Origin of the sequence: Paenibacillus sp. FSL K6-1230, assembly GCF_038002385.1 — a bacterium.
Classification (GTDB): Bacteria; Bacillota; Bacilli; order Paenibacillales; family Paenibacillaceae; genus Paenibacillus; species Paenibacillus massiliensis.
In genome coordinates this window covers 4,956,503-4,976,233 of the sequence record NZ_JBBOCK010000001.1, presented here as the reverse complement: position 1 = coordinate 4,976,233, position 19,731 = coordinate 4,956,503, and the positions used below count along the sequence as shown (strand labels likewise).

The following is a 19,731-nucleotide window of genomic DNA, read 5'->3' as shown; positions in this document are numbered from 1 at the left end:
TCCAAGATATAAGTGATAGTAAGGTATAAGTGATAGTAAGGTGTGAGTATAGTCCAAGGTGTGAGTGATCATTTGATGAATTCGTAAAACAACGTATAAATGAAATTAAAAGAGGTGAGCAAACACATGAAACTTTGGAAAGAAATCGACCCGCGCAGCCTAGCGATTCGCTCTCAGCACTACGAGGCGGCAGAGCGACGCGTGCTGGGACAATTGCTTGAAGCTGTGCTGTACGAGGAAATTGCTTTGCCTAAGGAAGGCCTGCCACAGGCAGGCGAGAGCCGAATGGTGGAGCTGGCTGGACGTTCAGCGTCTGGAGAGGTCGTTCATTACCGTTGTGTCTGCCGCCGTAAGCTCAGCTTTGAGCGGATTCGTCTTGATCGTGAATCGCTGGAACGGATCGGGCCAGACGGAGAGTCATCTCCTGCACGACTTGCGCTTTTTGTGGATGAAGTACTGGGTCAATATCAGCAGGGGGAGTTGCTGCTTCGTTTACAGGAGGAGCTGTCACGCACGTTGCTACATGACGCAGAATCCCGCGCCTGGCGTGTAGAAGAGGGGGCACAGCGACAGCGTGATCATGCGGAGGGAGAGCTCGATGGTCATCCGTACCATCCTTGCTTCAAATCCCGTGTTGGATTTGATGCCAGTGACAACCGTCAATACGGACCGGAGTTCGGTGAGCTACTGAAGCCGGTATGGGTAGCTGTCTCACGTTCCTATGCGCAGCTGTCGCTACGTCGTGGTATGAAGGAGGAGGAGTGGCTGCAGGAGGAGCTTGGGGAGAGGGTTCTGGCGGATTTTCGCGCCGTGATTCTCCATAGCGGCTATGATCCAATAGATTACCTGTTCCTGCCCGTGCATCCTTGGCAATGGGAGCATGTAGTGGTGCCTGCACTGCACCGTGAAATAGCGGAAGGTATCGTACTGCCATTAGGTAATGCAGAGGATGACTATCGGGCGCAACAGTCCATTCGCAGTCTGGAAAATGCAAGCGATCGCAGCAAAGCAACACTGAAGCTGGCACTCGGTATTGTAAACACGTCGACTCGCCGCATGCTGGCACGACACACGGTGCTGAATGCTGCCTTGGTGTCGGATTGGCTGCATGATCTGGTGGCGATGGACCGTACACCGAACAAGCCGGAGTTCGCGCTATTGGATGAGTATGCCGGTATAGCCTTTGATACGCAGGAGCTGTCGCCCTCGGTGCGTGAGCGGGCTTATGGTGCGCTGGGCGCCATTATGAGGCGCGGTGTGGGAGCTGTTGTGCGGGATGGCGAGCAGGTGCTTCCTTTTGCCGCGTTGTCACACCCGGAAGGAGAGCAGGCAGACCTTGTAGGGGAGTGGATAGCCCGATATGGGGCAGATCAATGGCTTGGCGAGCTACTTGAGGCATCCGTTACACCGCTTATTCATCTACTGTATGCGCATGGAGTGGGGCTGGAGTCACACGCGCAAAATATTCTCCTGCTGCATCGGGACGGACGCCCCGTGCGTATCGCGCTACGCGATTTTCATGATGGCGTTCGGTATTCCCGGCGCTTGCTGCCACAGCCACAGCTCTGTCCAGAGCTGCATCCTGAGCCTGCGGCTCATCTGGCTCAGAATCGCCATTCGTATATGCAGACGGATGACCCGGATGCTGTTCGGGATTTTCTGCACAGCGCATTCTTTTTCGTCTGTCTGGGTGACCTTGCCCTCTTCTTGCATGAGCGTCATGGCATCGCAGAGGAGTCCTTCTGGGAGCGTGTAGCCGGAATTATCCATCAATATCAGCAGAGCCACCCTGAGTTCGCAGCTCAGTATGAGCTATATGATCTATTCTCGGATAGCATTCGCATTGAGCAGTTGGCCCGCCGCCGTCTGTGGCCTGATACGCAGGTCGATCCGAGGTGGGTGCCTAATCCGCTTCATGCATTTCGTGCTGTGAAAGGAGTGGGCGTTCATGCCGAATAAGTTGGTTGAAGAGGAAGCACTACGACGTGTCATGGAGGATCTGCTGAACACGTTGCTGGCTGAAGAATTGTTAAATGGGCTAATCATGCTCACACCAGCAGCCTGTGATGCGCTCGCTGAAGCAGATGAAATGTTCGATTCCGTCTGGGAGCTATATCGAATCCAAGCAGCGCTCACTGCTAAGCGAGCAGGTGTCAAAGTTGGTGCTACAGAAATGGCTATAGAAGGTGCCAGAGCAGGAGACGAAACAAGTACCGACAGAGCTACTGTAGGATCTGGGACAGAACAGAGCATGGACCCAGAAACATCTGAAACGATGCTAGGCCTGTGGCGTTCGTCCAAAGACAGAACGATGGTCTTCTTCGCCCTTCGTCCTTCCGTGGTACAGCGCTGGCGTTGTATCCCGGGAGCCGTGGTAGTAGGGAGTAATTCTAAAGGAAGAGCCCGACTTCTATCTCCGTCAGAGCTTATGCGCTTAGTCGCTGACAGTCACGGGGAAGCAGCCGGAATACAGCCTGAAGGTACTGACGTTTTCATCGACATGCTGCAGCAGACAGTTAGGCAGATCTCGTGGTCGCTGGAGCGTCGTCAATCATATTCGGCCCAGCTATCACTACCGCCGGAGCATGCTCTGCTCTCGCTGGAGCGTTATGCCGCATGGCGGGACCGTCCATTTCATCCGGTAGCAAAGGCGAAGCTCGGCTGGGGTCAGGAGGAATGTGGGAGCTATACGGCGGAGGCGGCGGAGCCGATCAAGCTGCGCTGGATCGCCGTGCAACGGGATCGCCTGCTGAGTGGAGCGGATGCTGTGAGCGTGCTGCCGCATGAACTGTTGCTCTCGGTAGCAGAGCAGCAGAAGCTGACGGAGGAGTTAACCCGCCGTGGGCTGAAGGATACGCACGCAGCCTTGCCTGTGCATCCATGGCAGATGGAGCATATGCTGCCTAGCCGTCTGTACCCAGAGCTGGAGAACGGCGCTTGTGTCTCGCTGGATATAGAGGCAGGCACCTATTATGCTACTTCCTCTGTACGCTCATTAATGAGCCTGGAAGCATCACCACGGCATGTGAAGCTGCCACTGGGTATTCGTTCACTGGGTGGCCTGCGTTATCTATCCGCGATCAAGATGATGAATGGCGTCCGTGCCGAGAGCTTGCTGCGACAAGCCCGAGAGCTTGATCCGGTCCTGAGCGCACAGCTGTATTTATGCGAGGAAGGGCGCTGGTGGGCATTGAGACCTGAGGATGACGATCTGTTCGCGGATAATCCCCGTCATCTCTCTGCTCTGGTTCGCACCTATCCAGAAGAAATAATGAGCGATGACAGGAAGCGGCTTGTCCCGATGTCAGCGCTGGCTGCGGAGAGCAGTCAGGCATTGCTGTTCGCCGAATGGCTGCAAGAACGAGGACTGCCAAATACAGCGGAGTCTGCACTTGAGCTGTTCCGGGAAGTCGCCGAGACCTTCGGCGAGCTGTCCTTGCGCCTTCTACGCTTCGGTCTCGTACCGGAAGCGCACGGGCAAAATGCAGTCCTCGTCCTCCATGAAGGAAAGGTATCGGGACTCCTGCTGCGTGATCATGATGCGCTGCGCGTCCATGTGCCATGGCTGCAGGAAGCAGGTCTGGCTGATCCCGAATATTTGCTGCGTCCAGGCGTGCCTAATTCTCTTTATCATGATTCGCCACAGCAGCTTATTGCGTTCTTCCAGATGCTTGGAATTCAGGTGAATTTGTTCTCCATCATGGATAGCTTAGCCAACGCCTACAGCCTCTCTGAGGAGCGAATGTGGTCAGAACTTAAGCAGGCTCTACAGACGGCGATGGAGCGAGCGGCACTGCCTGAACAACAGGAGGGGGTTATCTCCAGTTGTCTGTTCACCACTGAGAAGTGGCCATGGAAGCAGATCGTCCGACCATTGCTCGCACAGACGTCCAAGGTACCAGGCAGCATGCCATATGGCAAAGGCGAAATGCCGAATCCACTGCGTGCTGTCCAAGCTGAAGAGGAGGTGCCCTATGTTGCGTATTGAGCCTCATGCCAAGCCATTGGCGCCAGAGCTTCTAGAGCTATATCGCACCATTCAGCCCTCTACGATTGGACATTTGACCGACTTCGGTTATATTCGCGGGATACGGCCCTTATTTCATCCGATCCGCTTGCTTGGCTCAGCCCTTACAGTACGGCTACCCCACCTGGATTCTGCAGCGCTACGTGAGGCGCTGGAGATGGCTCAGCCCGGGGATGTGCTCGTCATCGACATGTCAGGTGATGAGGATCGGGCTTGCTGGGGAGAATTCCGGGCCTACAAAGCCATAGCCAAGCAAGTAGCTGGAGCGGTCGTATCTGGATGCGTCTCGGATGCAGCAGCGCTGAGACAGCTTGGTTTTCCAGTATTTTCGCGTGGTATCAGTGCACTGACCACCCGCTCGCTGGAGCTGGAGGGAGAGGTGAACACCTGCATCAGCGTGGGGGGTGTAGCGATAAGTCCTGGTGATCTAATCATCGGAGATGAGGACGGGCTATTCGCCATTGATCCCTCGCGAGCAGAGGAGCTGGGCCAGAAGGCTGTGGAGAAGCAGCAGCGTGAGCAACGCACCCGTGACAAGCTTGGGTACAGCCATATTGGTGAAGGAGGAGAGGGAGTATGAGGGCAACCGACCAAGGAAAACGTCAGCTTCACCTGAATCTGTTCTTGCTCAGCACGGGACATCATGAGGCAAGCTGGCGTCATCCCGATGCTAGTCCGCAACTGGCAACTGACTTTCGCTATTATGAGCGACTGGCCCGGATGGCTGAGCAGGCGAAGATGGACTCCATCTTCATTGCAGAGAAATACCGTTTGAACAAAATGACGAAGTACCGCGTCATTCCACAGCTGGAGGCATTCACCATGCTTGCTGGGCTATCAGCGGTAACCGAGCGGATTGGCCTGACGGCGACAGCGTCGACCACGTACAACGAGCCCTTCCATATCGCTCGCAAATTCGCCTCGCTGGATCACATTAGTGGTGGGCGAACAGCCTGGAATATCGTGACCTCAACAGGTGATGCGACGGCTCGTAACTTTGGTAAGCAGAACCATCTCGATCACTCGCTCCGTTACGATCGCGCCCATGAATTCGTTGAGGCAGCCGTTAAGCTGTGGACAGGCTGGTCCGAAGATGCACTGCTGATCGATCAGGAGGCTGGACTATATGCGGATATGAACCGGATCAAAGCCGCTGATTATGAGGGTAAGCATCTATCGGTGGCTGGTCCGCTCAATCTGCCACGATCTCCTCAGGGGGTGCCAGTGCTTGTACAGGCAGGATCTTCTGAAGCGGGTCGCTCATTCGCGGCCCGGTGGGCAGAGCTTGTGTTCACGGCACAGCCTTCGATGGAGTCGGCGATAGCCTTCTATACGGATTTGAAGGGCAGGCTGAAGCTATGGGGACGCCGACCTGAGCAGCTGAAGATTTTGCCGGGGCTGATTACCTTTGTGGGGGATACCGAGGCAGAGGCGAAGGAGAAGGAACGCGAGCTGAATGAACTTAGCGCTTCCGAATACGGGCTCTATAATTTGTCAGCGTTGCTGCAGACAGATCTGTCGGATTGTCCGCTGGATGGACCGCTTCCTTATGAGCGCTTACCTCAGCTTGAGCAGGTGCAGGGCCAGAAAGCGCGCTTCCAGCTCTATGTCAATCTTGCACGTGAGGAGCAGCTGTCGATCCGAGAGCTGATTATCCGAACAGCAGGAGGAAGAGGGCACTTTACTGTTGCAGGTACGCCGATCCAGATTGCCGATACCATGCAGCGCTGGCTGGAGGCAGGTGCGGCCGATGGCTTCAATCTGATGCCGCCATTATTGCCGACGGGACTAGAGGATTTTGTGACGAAGGTGATTCCTGAGCTGCAGAACCGCGGGATCTATCGTACAGAGTATAGTGGAAATACACTGCGTGAGAACTTGGGGCTGACGGAACTGCCTGCGACGCAGTTGGTGTGAGGTATATTGCGGCTGTTGCTCAGGGAAGATTGTGAGTCGTGGTCCCAAATCTCGCCTCCTTACTGAGGGCGTATGGTTATCAGTTAAGGGGCATGGATCAGGAAGAGATCAGCGCAAGACACACTTTTAGAACGATTGTATAGGAGAGTAACTTTATTTCAGGAGCCTGTTCGAATTGTCATACCTTCAGACTCGCTAAAATAAGTTTTAGACTGAGTTTAGAAAATGACAGCGACAGTCACGGAAGAGAAAATAAAGTCCTTGACTGTCGCTATTTTATTGAGCTAATGTTTCCCGTTAGCTTCACTGTGACTTCCAACGTTCCAAACTTTCGCAAAGAACCTTATAGGCTCGTACCGCAATTTTAGCTTCATCTGCAAGAATGGTGATTGAATCATCGAAATACGAGACAATTATTCGCAAAACGAATTCTCCATCTCCTTCAATCCAGTAGTAAATTTGATAGATCTCCTGTTCTTTACTGGCGCGCTCTAGTATCACTTTAGCATCTATAAATTCATTAGCGATAGCTTCAGGGAGAAAAGGTAAATAAGTGCGCGAACCAAGGGGCTTCCTGTACCCGTAGATGATCAATTTGTTTTCTAAGTCTCCAACAATTCTATAGGCCATCTTTAAACTCCTATCAAGATTAAATACTTCTGATGATTTTAATTTACACCTTTTTTCAGAGGACCGAAAGGCAATACTCCAAGTACCTGAAGAAGCTGGTGCGCTACTAATCACCAAGTCGATAGAACAGGCTGTTTTTGAACAGAAGTCATTTTCAGCATTAGAGGTTCAATGCAAAACGACTCAAGATCATGCTTTGAAAACTTGATGTAACAGGTTTTTAGTTGTGAACAACGGGGTTTTATTTAGACGTAGTGGGTGTATGAGAATGTCTAATCGCGAAGCGAGCGGGCGTGCTGCACATGGACACAGTTACACAGGCTGCGTATCACCTCCATGCCGTGGAGCAGGATCTGAATCGGAAGTTATTTGAAGTCCGACTGGAGAAGAGTATCTTGGCGAATCGAATGAGCCAGTCTACATAAATTACCTTTAAATCAGGGACAGCACAGGATCACTTTAGGGTGTTCCTGGACTGTCCTTTTACCATTCCCGTTAATATCTCAATTATCAGAAATTATTGCCATTCTCATAAGTATCCCCATTCTCATAAATACCCCCACTGTCGGAAATGTCCAGAACTGCTGACGCAAATGTTCATTTTCAAGCCATAATCTTCATGTAATAATGAGAATCAATATCAATTAAGGTTGAGATAGAAAAAGGGGAGTGTCCATTTCATGTTTAGCTTATTCCATAAAGGACTTCGGAGGCGCTCCGGGTTCATGATGTTTACGGCTTGTCTGCTTGTGCTGGTTGTATTGGCTGGATGCGGACAAAGTGGCGGCAACACCGCAAGCTCGGGCAGTGGTGAAGCTGCATCCTCCAACGCTCAGTCGGGTTCGACCGCAGCGGGACAGGAGGGCTCTTCCGCAGCTGCTGGTGAGGAGCGTACTGTTCAGCATGCCATGGGCGAGACGGTGATCAAGGGAACGCCACAGAAAGTCGTTACCTTGTTCCAGGGAGCCACTGATGCTTCATTGGCGCTGGACGTCAAGCCTGTAGGTGCCGTAGAGGCATGGATTGAGAAGCCATGGTATAACTATATCCGTGAACGGATGGATGGGGTCGTGGATCTGGGCTCCGAGAACCAGCCAAATCTGGAGGAGATCGCTGTACTTAAGCCAGATGTCATTATTGGCTCCAAGACCCGTCATGAAGAAATCTATAACCAGCTCAGTGCCATTGCGCCGACGGTGATGACGGAGGAAGTGCATATCTGGAAGGATTCGCTAGCGTTGACGGCGGATGCACTGAACAAGAAGACTGAAGAGCAGGCCTTTCTAGATCGCTGGGCAAGCGAAGTTGCCGACTTTAAGGAAAAAATGGGTGACAAGCTGAACCAGCAGGTGGGAATTGTTGATTTCCGTGCGGATCATGCACGTATTGTCCATACAGGCTTCTCGGCGCTGGTCCTGGATGAGCTGGGCTTCACACGTCCTGACGTTCAGAAGAGCGAGGAGTGGGGAGTGAAGCTGGTATCGAAGGAGAACATCCCGCAAATGGATGCAGACATCATTTTCGATCAGACGAGCACAGATCGCGATGATGGACGCCTCGACTTGCGCAAGGAGTGGACAGAGCATCCACTTTGGAAGAATATCAAGGCCGTGCAAGCCAATCGTGTCTATCAGGTGGATACAGCCGTCTGGAACAGTGGCTCAGGTCCATTGGCGGCCGAAGAGATGCTTAAGGATCTTAAGGAATTCTACGAACTGGACTAATGAGCGGCAGGGCAGCGGCAAGTGCCAAGAGGTGTGTATCGGTGCGCCGCTGTTGCTCCGTATAGCGGCGGCCGATATGGCTTGCCGCTTCTGTCTTTTTTGCATTGGCCCTGGATGTTTGTGCACCATGATATGAGGGAGGATCATCGTGAAGCCACTTTTGCAACGTAACCGTAGCAAGCTGATCGGCCTTGTGGCCGCGCTGTTGCTGCTTGCTGTCGCTTTTATCGGCAGCATCGCACTTGGAACGACACCCATTGCTCCGTCTACAACGCTGGAAGCGCTCGTCAGCTACAATCCGGCCAACAATGAGCAATTGATCATCATGACTACGCGTGTACCACGGGCTGCGTTCGCCTTGGCTGTTGGTGCAGCGCTGGCGATTGCCGGGGCACTCATGCAAGCCCTTACTCGTAATCCGCTGGCTTCACCGGGGCTGTTCGGGATCAATGCCGGTGCCGTACTGGCGGTGGTGCTAGCGCTCACAATTCTGCCGTTGTCCTCGCTGTCACAGCTCGTGTGGGCAGCCTTCGCAGGCGCTGCGATTGCCGCTCTGCTAGTCTATGTACTTGGTTCATTAGGAGGCGGAGGCCTGTCACCGCTTCGGCTAGTGCTGGCTGGTTCCGCGCTCAGCGCTTTGTTCGGCGCCATGACTCAGGGCGTGCTCGTGCTGGACGAATCAGGCTTGCAAAATGTACTGTTCTGGCTGGCAGGCTCGGTGGCAGGCAAGGAGCTGCCGCTGCTACAGCAGGTGCTTCCTTATATGATTACAGGTGGAATCGCGGCTCTGGGGCTCGGTTACCCGCTAACTGTGCTCAGCTCTGGTGAGGATGTAGCCAAAGGTCTTGGTCAGCGTACCCTGCTCGTCAAAGCCATTGCTGCCGCTGCAGTCGTATTGCTGGCGGGTAGTGCGGTAGCGGTGGCGGGAGCCATCGGCTTCGTTGGACTGGTTATGCCACATTTTGCCCGCTATCTGGCCGGAACTGATTATCGCTGGGTCATTCCATACAGTGCCGTGCTTGGCGGAATTCTGCTGCTTGCTGCGGATATTGTCGCCCGCTTCCCAGTGCAGCCGGGAGAGCTACCGCTTGGAGTCGTGACTGGACTAATTGGTATGCCATTCTTCATTTATATTGCCCGTACTGGATTTCGGGGGAAGGAGGCCGCAGGATGAGTCGTCTTGTTCCAATTCGTAGTCGTCAAGAGCGTATATCCCTTCTGGCTGATCGGCGAATTGCTCTGACATTGCTGGTATTGATGCTTCTTCTCATGGTGTCATTCGTGCTGGGAGCGTCTCTCGGTAGTAAGTGGGAGTCACCGTGGCAGGTGCTGCTTACGCTTGTCGGCCAGGGGGGAGATTCAGCTTTTGTGATTGGTACGCTTCGTCTACCTCGGCTTGTGCTGGCGATGTTGGCCGGAGCGGGTCTCAGTGTGGCCGGGGCAATCCTGCAGGGAGTGATTCGTAATCCGCTGGCTTCCCCGGATGTGCTCGGGATGACAGGGGGAGCATCGGTCGCTGCCGTTGCCTTTATTGCTTTCTTCGGAGGGGAGCTCAGCATTCGCTGGCTACCGCTTGCCGCCATGCTCGGTGCTGCTCTCGTGTCTGGTTTGATCTATGCCCTTGCCTGGAAGGATGGCGTCTCACCGATTCGCCTCGTATTAATCGGCATTGGTATCTCAGCGGGTACAAGTTCTCTGACCATGCTCATGCTGTCGTTCAGCTCGATCACCACAGCGAGCCGTGCTTACATCTGGCTGACTGGCAGCGTATATGGAGCCTCCTGGGAGCAGGTGCTGACGCTGCTGCCGTGGACGCTGATATTTATACCGCTGGCAATGATCTGCGCACGACATCTGAATGTGCATGAGCTGGGCGAGCAGGTGGCTGCTGGCGTAGGCGCGGCTGTGCAACGTCAGCGCTTGGGCTTGCTCCTGATTACTGTGGCATTGGCAGGATCGGCCGTTGCCTTGGTGGGAGCTGTCGGCTTCATCGGCCTGCTTGGGCCACATATTGCGCGCAGACTTGTCGGACCATCTTATGGCGGGTTGCTACCTGCCGCAGCGTTAGTCGGAGCATTGCTATTCTTGCTGGCGGACACCGCAGGACGGACACTCTTTCAGCCGCTGGATATTCCAGCGGGCGTATTCACCGCCGCAATCGGAGCTCCATTCTTCATCATGCTGCTGCTTCGTCATCGACGTCATTAATCAGGATAGGGAGTGAAATGCCATGCAACAGACAGATGGACTCGACATTCGTGACTTAACGATCTCCTACGGAGGAGATCCGGTCATTGAAGGGCTGGATTTAGAGCTATTGGCCGGAAAAATAACGGTATTCGTCGGTAGCAACGGCTGCGGCAAATCAACGCTATTGCGTACAGTGGCGCGTTTGCTGCGGCCACAGCAAGGCAGTGTGCTGCTGGATGGCAAGGATCTGCTGCAAATGCCAACGAAGGAGGTAGCCCGTAAGCTTGCTATTCTCCCGCAAGGGCCGACCGCTCCTGAGGGGCTCACGGTGCTGCAGTTGGCACGCCAGGGACGCTATCCCCATCAGAGCTGGCTGAAGCAATGGAGTCGTGAGGATGAACGAGTCGTTCGTGAAGCGCTGGAGAAGACAGGAATGAGTGTCTATGCGGAGCGCACGGTAGACTCCCTGTCTGGTGGACAGCGGCAGCGGGCCTGGATTGCTATGACACTCGCACAGGATACAGATTGGTTGTTACTGGATGAGCCGACGACCTACCTTGATCTGGCGCATCAGATTGAAATTCTGGACTTGTTGTTTGAGCTAAATGAACGGGAAGGGCGTACTGTGGTGATGGTGCTGCACGATCTGAATCTGGCCTGCCGCTACGCACACCACATTGTGGCTGTTCATGACAAGTCGGTATGGACCGAGGGGCCACCAGAGGTCGTTTTGACGAAGGACATGGTTCAGGCTGTCTTCGGCCTAAGCTGTCAGATCGACACAGACCCTATTTTCGGGACTCCCCTTGTCATTCCGCACGGTAAAGGCAGGAGATTGGTGCAACGCTCGAAGAAGAACGTTCAGTATGTATAAGTGAGTAGTATATGTGATGGGAAATATGAGATGAGTGAATAATGATTAAAGATAAATTATTAGATATAAATAATTAGATATAAATTATTAGAGAAAATCATTAGAGATTAGAGATTTATAACCGTATTATATTTGAGTCGTAGTAGAGGGCCGTTACAGATGGCAGTGTAAGAGAGTAGCCATAGACACAGTGATAGTCATTGATAGAACTATTAGTAGCAATAAAACAAGAACTAGCAATAGAACCAGCATACTGACCGGATCTGGTTTCAGGTTTTAATGTTCTGTAGAGCGTAGCGGTCTTACTCCCATTTGATTTTCGAAATAGTCCACAATCTACCTCAGAAGGATTCAGAAGAATCCCTGAGGTTTTTTTCGTTCCATAGCTTCAACTAAGGTCCATACCAACGGCAACGAGTGGAATATATTAAATAGTATAACTCCTTGTGACCTATGCTTTTGCAAGGATCGAAGATTTTCACCCAAGGGATGGGTTCGTATCGTGACATTTGCTCCGGAAGGTGAGCGGTTGTTCGGGAAAGGAAGGGCTTCGTTTGAAGATTTTGCTTGTAACCTACTGGCCATACCCCCATACAGGCGGAGTGACGACACATTTGCAAGGCATGTCCTCACGGCTAGAAGATTTGGGTCATGAGGTGGAGGTGCTCGCTCAGCATCCAAATCTCTCTCATTATTACTTGGTAAAAGAAGGACGACTGATCCCCAAGCAGCCGCTTCTGGATCAAGCTGAGGCAGCCATTATGGCACGCATGCAGCAGGAACAGATCACCCTGACAAGCTGGCTACTGCGAAAGGAGATCGAGAAGGCAGCTTTTGGTCTAGCTTGTATCCAGGCGAAGCTGGGGCAATATGACATCATTCATGCTCATGATATTTATGCCTCTGCAGTTTGTGCCAAGCATAAGCCTACGCGTACCCCATTAATCTCCTCCATTCATGGGTGTCTGGCTACGGAGTGGGCAGTAAATGGTGAAATTCGTTATCGGACTGCTCAAGAACGCGCGTATCTTGTCTGTGAGGAGTACAGTGGGGTGATGTCTGCTGATCGCTTGATTGTCCCCAGCCTCTGGCTGACTCGCAGAATGCAAGGTTTGGGTGTTTACCATCCCAACACAACACATATTCCATATGGCCTGGATCAGAAGCTTTATGCCCACAGCATGTCCTTGCCTCTATTAGAGGCTGTACCTGTACAGGCTCAGGGGAAGGATAAGCTTGTCATTGCTTGTCCTGCGAGGCTGGTTGCCATTAAGGGACATGTATATCTGCTGAAGGCGCTTGCGAAGCTCCGTGATTCGGGTCGTCCATTCGTCTGCTGGATCATTGGCGATGGTATCCTCAGGAAGACACTGGAGGAGCAGATTGAGACTCTTGGTCTGGAAGCTTCGGTGTATTTACTCGGTAAGCGTAAGGATATTCCACAGCTATTGTCCCGTGCAGATATCGTGGTGCTTCCGTCGCTGCAGGACAATCTTCCGTATTCCATTATTGAGGCCCAGAGTGCTGGTAAGCCTGTAGTGGCTTCTGGTGTAGGCGGTATCGTGGAAATGATTCGTGATGGGATAGATGGCTTCCTGGTCGAACCAGCCAATGCCGACATGCTGTATCAGAAGCTTGCCCTACTGATCGACGACCCTGCGCTGAGACACCGTCATTCACAGCAAGCATTAGCCAAGCGGAGCGAGTGGGATGAAGCTGTGATGACGAGGCGAATTTTGAACATATACACGGAGGCACATACAGCTGCCCACCTTGCTAATGCTGGGGTTACTGCTATTAATGATTCTAATATGGATCAGAGTACCGATCCCGTTGGAAATATTCATTCCAACAAGCATACAACCAGCAATCCAAGCATTCCCATTTTAACAACAACCACAACGAACACCACCGAGATGGATGATATAACATGCTCACATCCCTGGGGGTCTTTAGAATTCATAATGCCCGAAGAGTCGGATCAGAGGAGCATATTCCTGGCAGGTGGCGCACCTGAAGCATTAGCCCGTGAGCTATCTGACATATCAGGCGTTGTAACAGCTACGACAACAGCACAACCGATCCCATATGCAGGTCTTCATCTGCTCGACTGTACCGGGATGGTGCTGTACAACACGAGAAGCGGGCATAACGGAGTATTTCAACTAAGTGATGTTCAGCCTGGAAGCTATGAGCTTGTATGTGTGAAGGAAGGTTACAAGCCTTATACGCAGAAGATCACTTTGCATACATCCAGCGAACTCAGGATTACAGCTGTACTTGGAGAGGTGGAGAATGAATGAGTGAGCAGCAGCCCTTTTATCTATGGAAGACAGTAGAGGGAGAAGGGGAGCATGACCGATTCGGCAGCCGTATTCTAGCGGGAGATATTAACGGGGACGGACAGGAAGAATGGATCATTGCAGCCAGTACGGCTACTTATGTAGAGGATAAAAATGGAGTGAACCCTATCCCGTATCCTTTTAGCGGCAGAGTATACGTCTACACCCGTGATATGGAGCTCCTGTATACATTGGAGGGAAATAACAACGGGGATTGCTTCGGAGCAGCTCTTGCGCTTGGAGATCTTAATGGTGATGGCGTTCCTGAGATTGTTGTAGCCTCTCCACGAGCAAGTAGTCTCACCTGCGTAGAGTGCGGGGAGATCCGTGTCTTCTCTGGCGTGTCGGGAGAATTGCTATATCGCTGGCAAGGGATGGAGGATTACGCTCGTCTGGGATCTCAACTGGCCATTCTGGACTGGGATGGAGACGGGATACCGGAGGTAGCTGTGTCCTCCCATCAGACAGACATGTATGGCACGGAGCAGGATGGAATGGTTACCGTCTATAAGCAGGATGGAAAGCAAATTTTGGCTCGCTTCATGGGAAATGCCCGAGAGGGACTGGGTCTATCACTGGCGGCAGGTGACGTCAATGGTGATGGCCGAGATGAGCTGATCATCGGTGCTCCTCATTATCATGCAGATGGGATGACACGCAGTGGGAGAGTGATGATCTGCGCACCGAACGGCGTGCTAGGCGAATGGAGAGGGAGCCGTGCCTATGATGAAGGTGGGAGTCGTGTTGCCGTACAGGATGTGGACGGAGACGGAATACCAGATATCCTGATAGGCTCACCAAATGCCAGTCGCAAATACCAGCGTGGAGGACTCGTCACCGTCTATTCTGTTGCGCTACAGCGGGAGCTTTTGCAGAAGGAAGGGACATTTGCATCCCAACAGCTTGGAACCTTCGTTGGCAGTGGACTGAGCGGACAGAAGCAATGGCTTATTGGCTCCAGAGCAGGCTTTACCTACGTACTGGATTCTTTGGGACAGGTGCTGCATGAACTGGAGGGTGCCGAGCATGAATTATTCGGTCATTCCCTGTGCGTATTAGATGCTGGAATTGGCCGTAGACGGCTTGCGATCGGCGCGTTGTCGGGCTTGAATCGTCAGCATTGGATGGCGGGCTGTGTGTATATTTTCAATCAAGAAGGGAACGCTCAGGATGCTACTAGCTCTGTAAAATCCAGTAGCTCATCTCATTCCCCCGGAACTAGTGAATCAAGCCAATCAGCTCCAACAACTCCAACAACTCCATCAGTGGAATTCACCAATTCCAACGATTCCAGCGAACCAACGGGATTAACATACTCAACCGAAACAGCCCTTCCAACGGAATTAGCTGCATCGAGTGCATCGAGTGCATCAAGTGCATCAAGTGCATCAAGTGCATCAAGTGCATCAAGTGCATCAAGTGCATCAAGTGAGTCAACGGCAAACGCATTTAACGAAACTAACGAAACTAACGAAACTAATGCACCAACCACACCAACCACACCAACCATTTCTAGTGCATCTAATGAACTCATCCAAACTACTGAATCCTCGTCCTTCCATTCGTTTGATCAGATCGACTCTGCGAAGCAATCGGAAGCACCAGCCAAGGTTCCTGACCGAACTATGCCGTCACCCACAATAGTTGATTCCACCTCCAGCACTCATCTATCATCAGCTCTCGCAGCCAAAGGTCATCCCACCTACGTTAGACCTTTGCGCATTCTGATCGTCACCTATTGGTATCTTCCGCACGTGGGAGGCGTAGACGTCTATGTGCGCCTGCTCAAAAAAGAACTGGAGCAGCAAGGGCATACAGTCGATGTGCTGGCCCACCACCCGGATATGGCGCACTATTACCTGACAGATGGTAGCCAAGTAGAGGACAAATGGCCGATCAAGGAAGTGGTTTACGAGAGACTGATGCCCCTGTATCAAAAATATCTCCCTCATATTCAGCCCTGGGTCCGTTACCGTGAAATTGAGCGCTATTGCTTCGAGCTGGCAGCCTCCTTGTTCAATCTGAAGCAATATGATCTCATTCATACGCAGGATATTATCTCAACCCGGGCTCTATCACGAGTCAAGCCAGCCTCTACCGCACTTGTATCTACGATTCATGGGCTGCTGGCCAAGGAGCACATCTATGCCGGGGACATTACAAGCAAGGAAAGCCTGGCCTGGAAGTACGTTGCAGATGAAGAGTACTATGGCTGTACTTCGGCAGATGCTACGATCGTTCCCACCGAATGGCTGGTTCGTGAAATGGGACAGTTCGCGGTACCACCGGAGTCGCTGTACGTTCTTCCTTATGGAATGGACATTGCTGGCTTCCTGAAGCGTACAAAAGAGGTGCCTGTCCTGACGCAAGCTGAATTCCAGCAGGGAGTACCCATCATCAGCTGTCCGGCCAGACTCGTACCAGTGAAGGGTCATCGGGTGCTGCTGGGGGCACTGCGTCTGCTGGCCGCTGAGCACAAGCTTCCGTGGCGCTGCTGGTTAATCGGCGATGGCGTGCTGCGAGAGGAGATCAGCGCCATGATTGCGGAATACCAATTACAGGAGCGGGTAGTGCTGCTTGGTGACCGGAGCGATGTGCCTGCCCTACTGCGTCAGTCAGATCTGATGGTGCTGCCATCCTTGCAGGATAATCTTCCATTTTCAATTATGGAGGCACAGCTGGCGGGAACAGCCATTGTTGCATCGGATACCGGAGGAATACCGGAGATGATCAAGCATGGTGTAACCGGTCATATTGTAGAGACGGGAAATGAGCGTCAGCTGGCAGCAGCGCTTCAGTTACTGTTAACCGGACACGAATACAGGCAGCAATTAGCGGAGCAGGCCCGAATTTGGGCAGAGAAGCATTGGTCATCGACCACGTTAATGAAGCGGACTCTGCAGGTCTATCAGGCTGCCATAGATTCGGTGAAAGGAGCTGCACAAGAGTGACTAGAATTCCTATATTTAATATCACGACCCGCCCTGTCCTTCCCGAAGAGAGGCAGCAGCAACTAGCAGAGCTTCTGGAAGCGACTTGTCTATTCCCTGACCCTGCCTTTCTGAAGACATTGGACCCACATGAGCTGTGTGGCGAGGAGAGAAGGTTCAACATGGAGGGATTCCGAGAGCTGGAGCAGCGAAGTGGCACGGTTGATCTTTGGACTCGGCTGCAGCAAAATCTGCCTGCACAATATACCATCCCTGACATCCCTTTTTTGCGAAGGCAGTTGGAGATCGACTGACGGGTCATGGAGCAGGGCAGGAGAAATGAGTTCAGACACATTCGACAGTGTAGCCTCGACTAGAGTTCGTTCACAGGTCCAAGGTTATCTTGGCAGCGATGTTCACGGCACCATTTTGGTTACATCCATCACGAGGCTTAATGTGTCCCCACAAGCTGACAGGAAAGTGTAGAAGGGAGGAAGCATGCAGTGAAAGTTCTGTTTGTTTTTTATATCCCGAGCGGGGGAATGGAGACGTTGAACCGCCAGCGCTGCACTGCGCTTCGCAAGCGTGGGATTATGGCCGAATGCCTATATTATGAACCGGGAGCCGGGTTACAAAATCCCGTGGACTTCCCGGTTCACGTCACTCGGGATGATGAGCAGACGCGGCGAATTCTGCGGGAGGGTCAGTATGACGTTATCGTCGTGACAACGGATCATAGCAGCTTTGAACGGTTCAGAAGCCTCGGATTCCAAGGCAAGCTTGTGCTTGAAATTCAGGGCTACGGTCCGATGGAGGTAGCACGTGCAGAGCTAGCCAAGGCTATGCCCATTGTTCAGGCCCATGCATCTGCCTTGTTGAATCCTAATACACCCCATATCGCAAAACTCTTCAACGAGCTGTATCCGACCATTCCGAAGTTTCACATGAACAATTGCTTTGATACAACAAGCTTCACCTATTATTCGGCATCGAAGCCTGATGCTCCGATTGTTGCCTGGATCGGGCGAATCGAGGACAACAAAAATTGGAGAGAGTTCCTGTACATCGGGTATCGACTGATGCAGGAGTACCCCCAGCTACGTCTATGGATGTTCGAGGATGCGAGTCTGTCTGTGCCCGCAGAACGTGAGCAATTCGAGCAGCTGGTGTTGGGACTGGGGCTGGGACCTCGTCTGGAGATCCGCTCCAATATACCGAATGTCCAGATGGCTTATTATTATTCGCAGATAGGCGATTCTGGCGGACTGTTATGCTCCACCTCCAAGGTAGAGGGCGCCCCGTTATCAATACTGGAGGCATTGAGTTGCAGATGCCCTGTACTTGCCTCGAACTCAGATGGTGTGACGGCTTCGGTTATCCATAATGTCACTGGCAAGCGTTACATGCTCGGAGATATTGAGCAGGCTGTGCGTGGTGCCAAGGAGCTGATGAATGATCCGAGACATAGGGACGGTATTCGTGATGCTGGGCTCAAGCATCTGCAGCAAGAATTCAGCGCTGAGAAATATTGTATAGAATTTATGAAGATGCTCCATGCAATTGGGTAGAAAGACACGATCCAGTACGGAGGGAAAGAGAAATTCACATTCATCCCTATCGAACGCTTCAAGCTCGGCGATTATGATCTATCATTAGGCGGCATCTGCGATGCTGCTTTTTTGCTTTTAAAATCAAGGGATTTCTTTGAAAACAAAAGTGTTTTCCTCTTAATTCACTTCATCCCCCTTTAATCATCCATGTAAAAAAGTGTTTTATTTATATAAGCTTATACGGAAGCGAAAGCCTTTTTAGCGGCAAAAAATAAATAAAGGAGATTTTTTCGTGAACCTAAACACTACTCTTGTAAGAAAAGGCGGGGCTAATGTGTCGTCTTCCACACGTCTTCCGTGGGCCGGGTTGCTAGCTTTAGCTATGGCGGGCTTCATCTGCATTCTTACGGAAAGTCTACCTGCTGGATTACTGCCGCAAATTGCACAGGATCTTGGGGTTAGAGAAGCTCTTGCTGGACAACTGGTCACTCTCTATGCGATTGGATCGCTTCTGGCCGCCATTCCTTTGACAACGGCTACCCGTGGGTGGAGGCGTCGGCCGCTTCTATTGCTGTGCATCATCGGTTTTCTTGTATTTAACACCATCACCGCGTTATCTTCCGCTTATGTGCTGACGCTTGTCGCGCGTTTCTTCGCAGGTGTCTCGGCAGGTGTTCTGTGGGGGATGACGGCCGGTTATGCACGGCGCATGGTACCTGATTCGCTGAAAGGAAAAGCGATGGCCGTAGCTATGGTCGGCACCCCGCTGGCATTGGCGCTTGGCGTTCCGCTTGGTACTTTTTTTGGAACATATACAGGGTGGCGTCTCATTTTCGGAGCTGTATCATTACTGACTGTAGCACTTATTGGCTGGGTGCTCTGGAAGGTGCCGGATTATGCAGGTGAGCTAGCCGGTGATCAAGTCCCTTTTCATAAGGTTTTCCTGCTTCCTGGTGTGCGCACAATTTTGTTCGTCGTTTTGACATGGATACTGGCTCATAATATTTTGTACACTTATATTGCACCGTATCTTGCGGAGACCGTGTTTGCTCAGCGAGTGGATTTGGTTCTTCTTATTTTTGGAATTACCTCGGTTGTTGGCATTTGGGTAATAGGCATACTGATTGACCGTTTTCTAAGAATGCTGGTTTTAATCAGCATCACAGGATTTGCCTTGGCTTCTGTAGCCTTGGGAATCGGAATGAATCAGCCTGTAATCATCATGCTTGCTATTACAGCGTGGGGGATTACGTTTGGCGGGGCAGCCACTTTACTGCAAACAGCAATAGCACAAGCTGGAGGGAAAAGCGCAGATATAGCCCAATCAATGCTGGTTACTGCGTGGAATGTGGCCATAGGCGGGGGAGGCATTATTGGTGGCTTTCTTCTCGAGTTGCTCGGAGCCCGATTCCTTCCGGGAGCATTAATTATCCTGTTGCTTCTCTCTTTGCTTGCAGCTTGGCAAGCTAAAAAGCATGGGTTTCCTTCCTAAAGGAGCCCAAGAGTATATGTAACATAAGCAAAAAAATGAATCCGCTGTATGGCGG

The 19,731-nt window shown here is 52.0% G+C and carries 15 protein-coding genes; 14 read left to right on the top strand and 1 reads right to left on the bottom strand.

Annotated features, from left to right (window positions below; all coding sequences use genetic code 11):
• Positions 1-126: 126 nt before the first annotated feature.
• From MKX74_RS21970 to MKX74_RS21955, 4 genes are read left to right on the top strand one after another with little or no spacing between them, the layout of a single operon-like run.
• Positions 127-1,959, top strand: coding sequence for an IucA/IucC family protein (locus MKX74_RS21970; RefSeq protein ID WP_341179841.1), 1,833 nt, complete (start codon positions 127-129; stop codon positions 1,957-1,959).
• Complete coding sequence (locus MKX74_RS21965) at positions 1,949-3,988, top strand: IucA/IucC family protein (protein ID WP_341179840.1); 2,040 nt, start codon at positions 1,949-1,951, stop codon at positions 3,986-3,988. Before MKX74_RS21970 ends, MKX74_RS21965 begins: the two co-directional genes overlap by 11 nt.
• Complete coding sequence (locus tag MKX74_RS21960) at positions 3,975-4,607, top strand: RraA family protein (protein WP_341179839.1); 633 nt, start codon at positions 3,975-3,977, stop codon at positions 4,605-4,607. The genes MKX74_RS21965 and MKX74_RS21960 overlap by 14 nt, the downstream gene beginning before the upstream one ends.
• The gene (locus MKX74_RS21955) at positions 4,604-5,944 is read left to right on the top strand and encodes an LLM class flavin-dependent oxidoreductase (protein ID WP_341179838.1); all 1,341 of its coding nucleotides are present in this window, start codon (positions 4,604-4,606) and stop codon (positions 5,942-5,944) included. The genes MKX74_RS21960 and MKX74_RS21955 overlap by 4 nt, the downstream gene beginning before the upstream one ends.
• Positions 5,945-6,247: 303 nt before the next feature.
• Here the strand turns inward: MKX74_RS21955 and MKX74_RS21950 are convergent, their stop codons facing one another.
• Positions 6,248-6,574 (bottom strand): hypothetical protein, encoded by a 327-nt coding sequence (locus tag MKX74_RS21950; protein ID WP_341179837.1) that lies wholly within the window; start codon positions 6,572-6,574, stop codon positions 6,248-6,250.
• Between the two features lie 302 nt (positions 6,575-6,876).
• Here MKX74_RS21950 and MKX74_RS21945 point away from each other — a divergent pair, with 302 nt between their 5' ends.
• The 10 genes from MKX74_RS21945 (at position 6,877) to MKX74_RS21900 (ending at position 19,676) form a co-directional block, all read left to right on the top strand.
• Positions 6,877-6,999, top strand: coding sequence for a hypothetical protein (locus MKX74_RS21945; RefSeq protein ID WP_264177764.1), 123 nt, complete (start codon positions 6,877-6,879; stop codon positions 6,997-6,999).
• Positions 7,000-7,254: 255 nt separating this feature from the next.
• Positions 7,255-8,298: an ABC transporter substrate-binding protein gene (locus tag MKX74_RS21940; RefSeq protein WP_341179836.1), complete on the top strand. Its 1,044-nt coding sequence runs from the start codon at positions 7,255-7,257 to the stop codon at positions 8,296-8,298.
• Between the two features lie 148 nt (positions 8,299-8,446).
• Positions 8,447-9,472 carry a FecCD family ABC transporter permease gene (locus MKX74_RS21935; protein WP_028591538.1) on the top strand — a complete coding sequence of 342 codons (1,026 nt, stop codon included), beginning with the start codon at positions 8,447-8,449 and terminating at the stop codon, positions 9,470-9,472.
• Entirely contained in the window at positions 9,469-10,506 is a 1,038-nt protein-coding gene (locus tag MKX74_RS21930; RefSeq protein WP_018885484.1) for a FecCD family ABC transporter permease, read from the top strand. Before MKX74_RS21935 ends, MKX74_RS21930 begins: the two co-directional genes overlap by 4 nt.
• 22 nt (positions 10,507-10,528) lie before the next feature.
• Complete coding sequence (locus MKX74_RS21925; protein WP_018885483.1) at positions 10,529-11,362, top strand: ABC transporter ATP-binding protein; 834 nt, start codon at positions 10,529-10,531, stop codon at positions 11,360-11,362.
• A gap of 554 nt (positions 11,363-11,916) precedes the next feature.
• A complete protein-coding gene (locus MKX74_RS21920) occupies positions 11,917-13,665 on the top strand; it encodes a glycosyltransferase (RefSeq protein WP_341179835.1) in 1,749 nt (582 codons plus the stop codon).
• Entirely contained in the window at positions 13,662-16,655 is a 2,994-nt protein-coding gene (locus tag MKX74_RS21915; RefSeq protein ID WP_341179834.1) for a glycosyltransferase, read from the top strand. The genes MKX74_RS21920 and MKX74_RS21915 overlap by 4 nt, the downstream gene beginning before the upstream one ends.
• On the top strand, positions 16,652-16,948 hold the full coding sequence (locus MKX74_RS21910; protein WP_018885480.1) for a hypothetical protein: 297 nt from the start codon (positions 16,652-16,654) through the stop codon (positions 16,946-16,948). Before MKX74_RS21915 ends, MKX74_RS21910 begins: the two co-directional genes overlap by 4 nt.
• 189 nt (positions 16,949-17,137) lie before the next feature.
• On the top strand, positions 17,138-18,202 hold the full coding sequence (locus MKX74_RS21905) for a glycosyltransferase family 4 protein (RefSeq protein WP_341179833.1): 1,065 nt from the start codon (positions 17,138-17,140) through the stop codon (positions 18,200-18,202).
• A 274-nt stretch (positions 18,203-18,476) separates the two neighbouring features.
• Positions 18,477-19,676 carry an MFS transporter gene (locus MKX74_RS21900; RefSeq protein WP_341179832.1) on the top strand — a complete coding sequence of 400 codons (1,200 nt, stop codon included), beginning with the start codon at positions 18,477-18,479 and terminating at the stop codon, positions 19,674-19,676.
• Positions 19,677-19,731 lie beyond the last annotated feature (55 nt).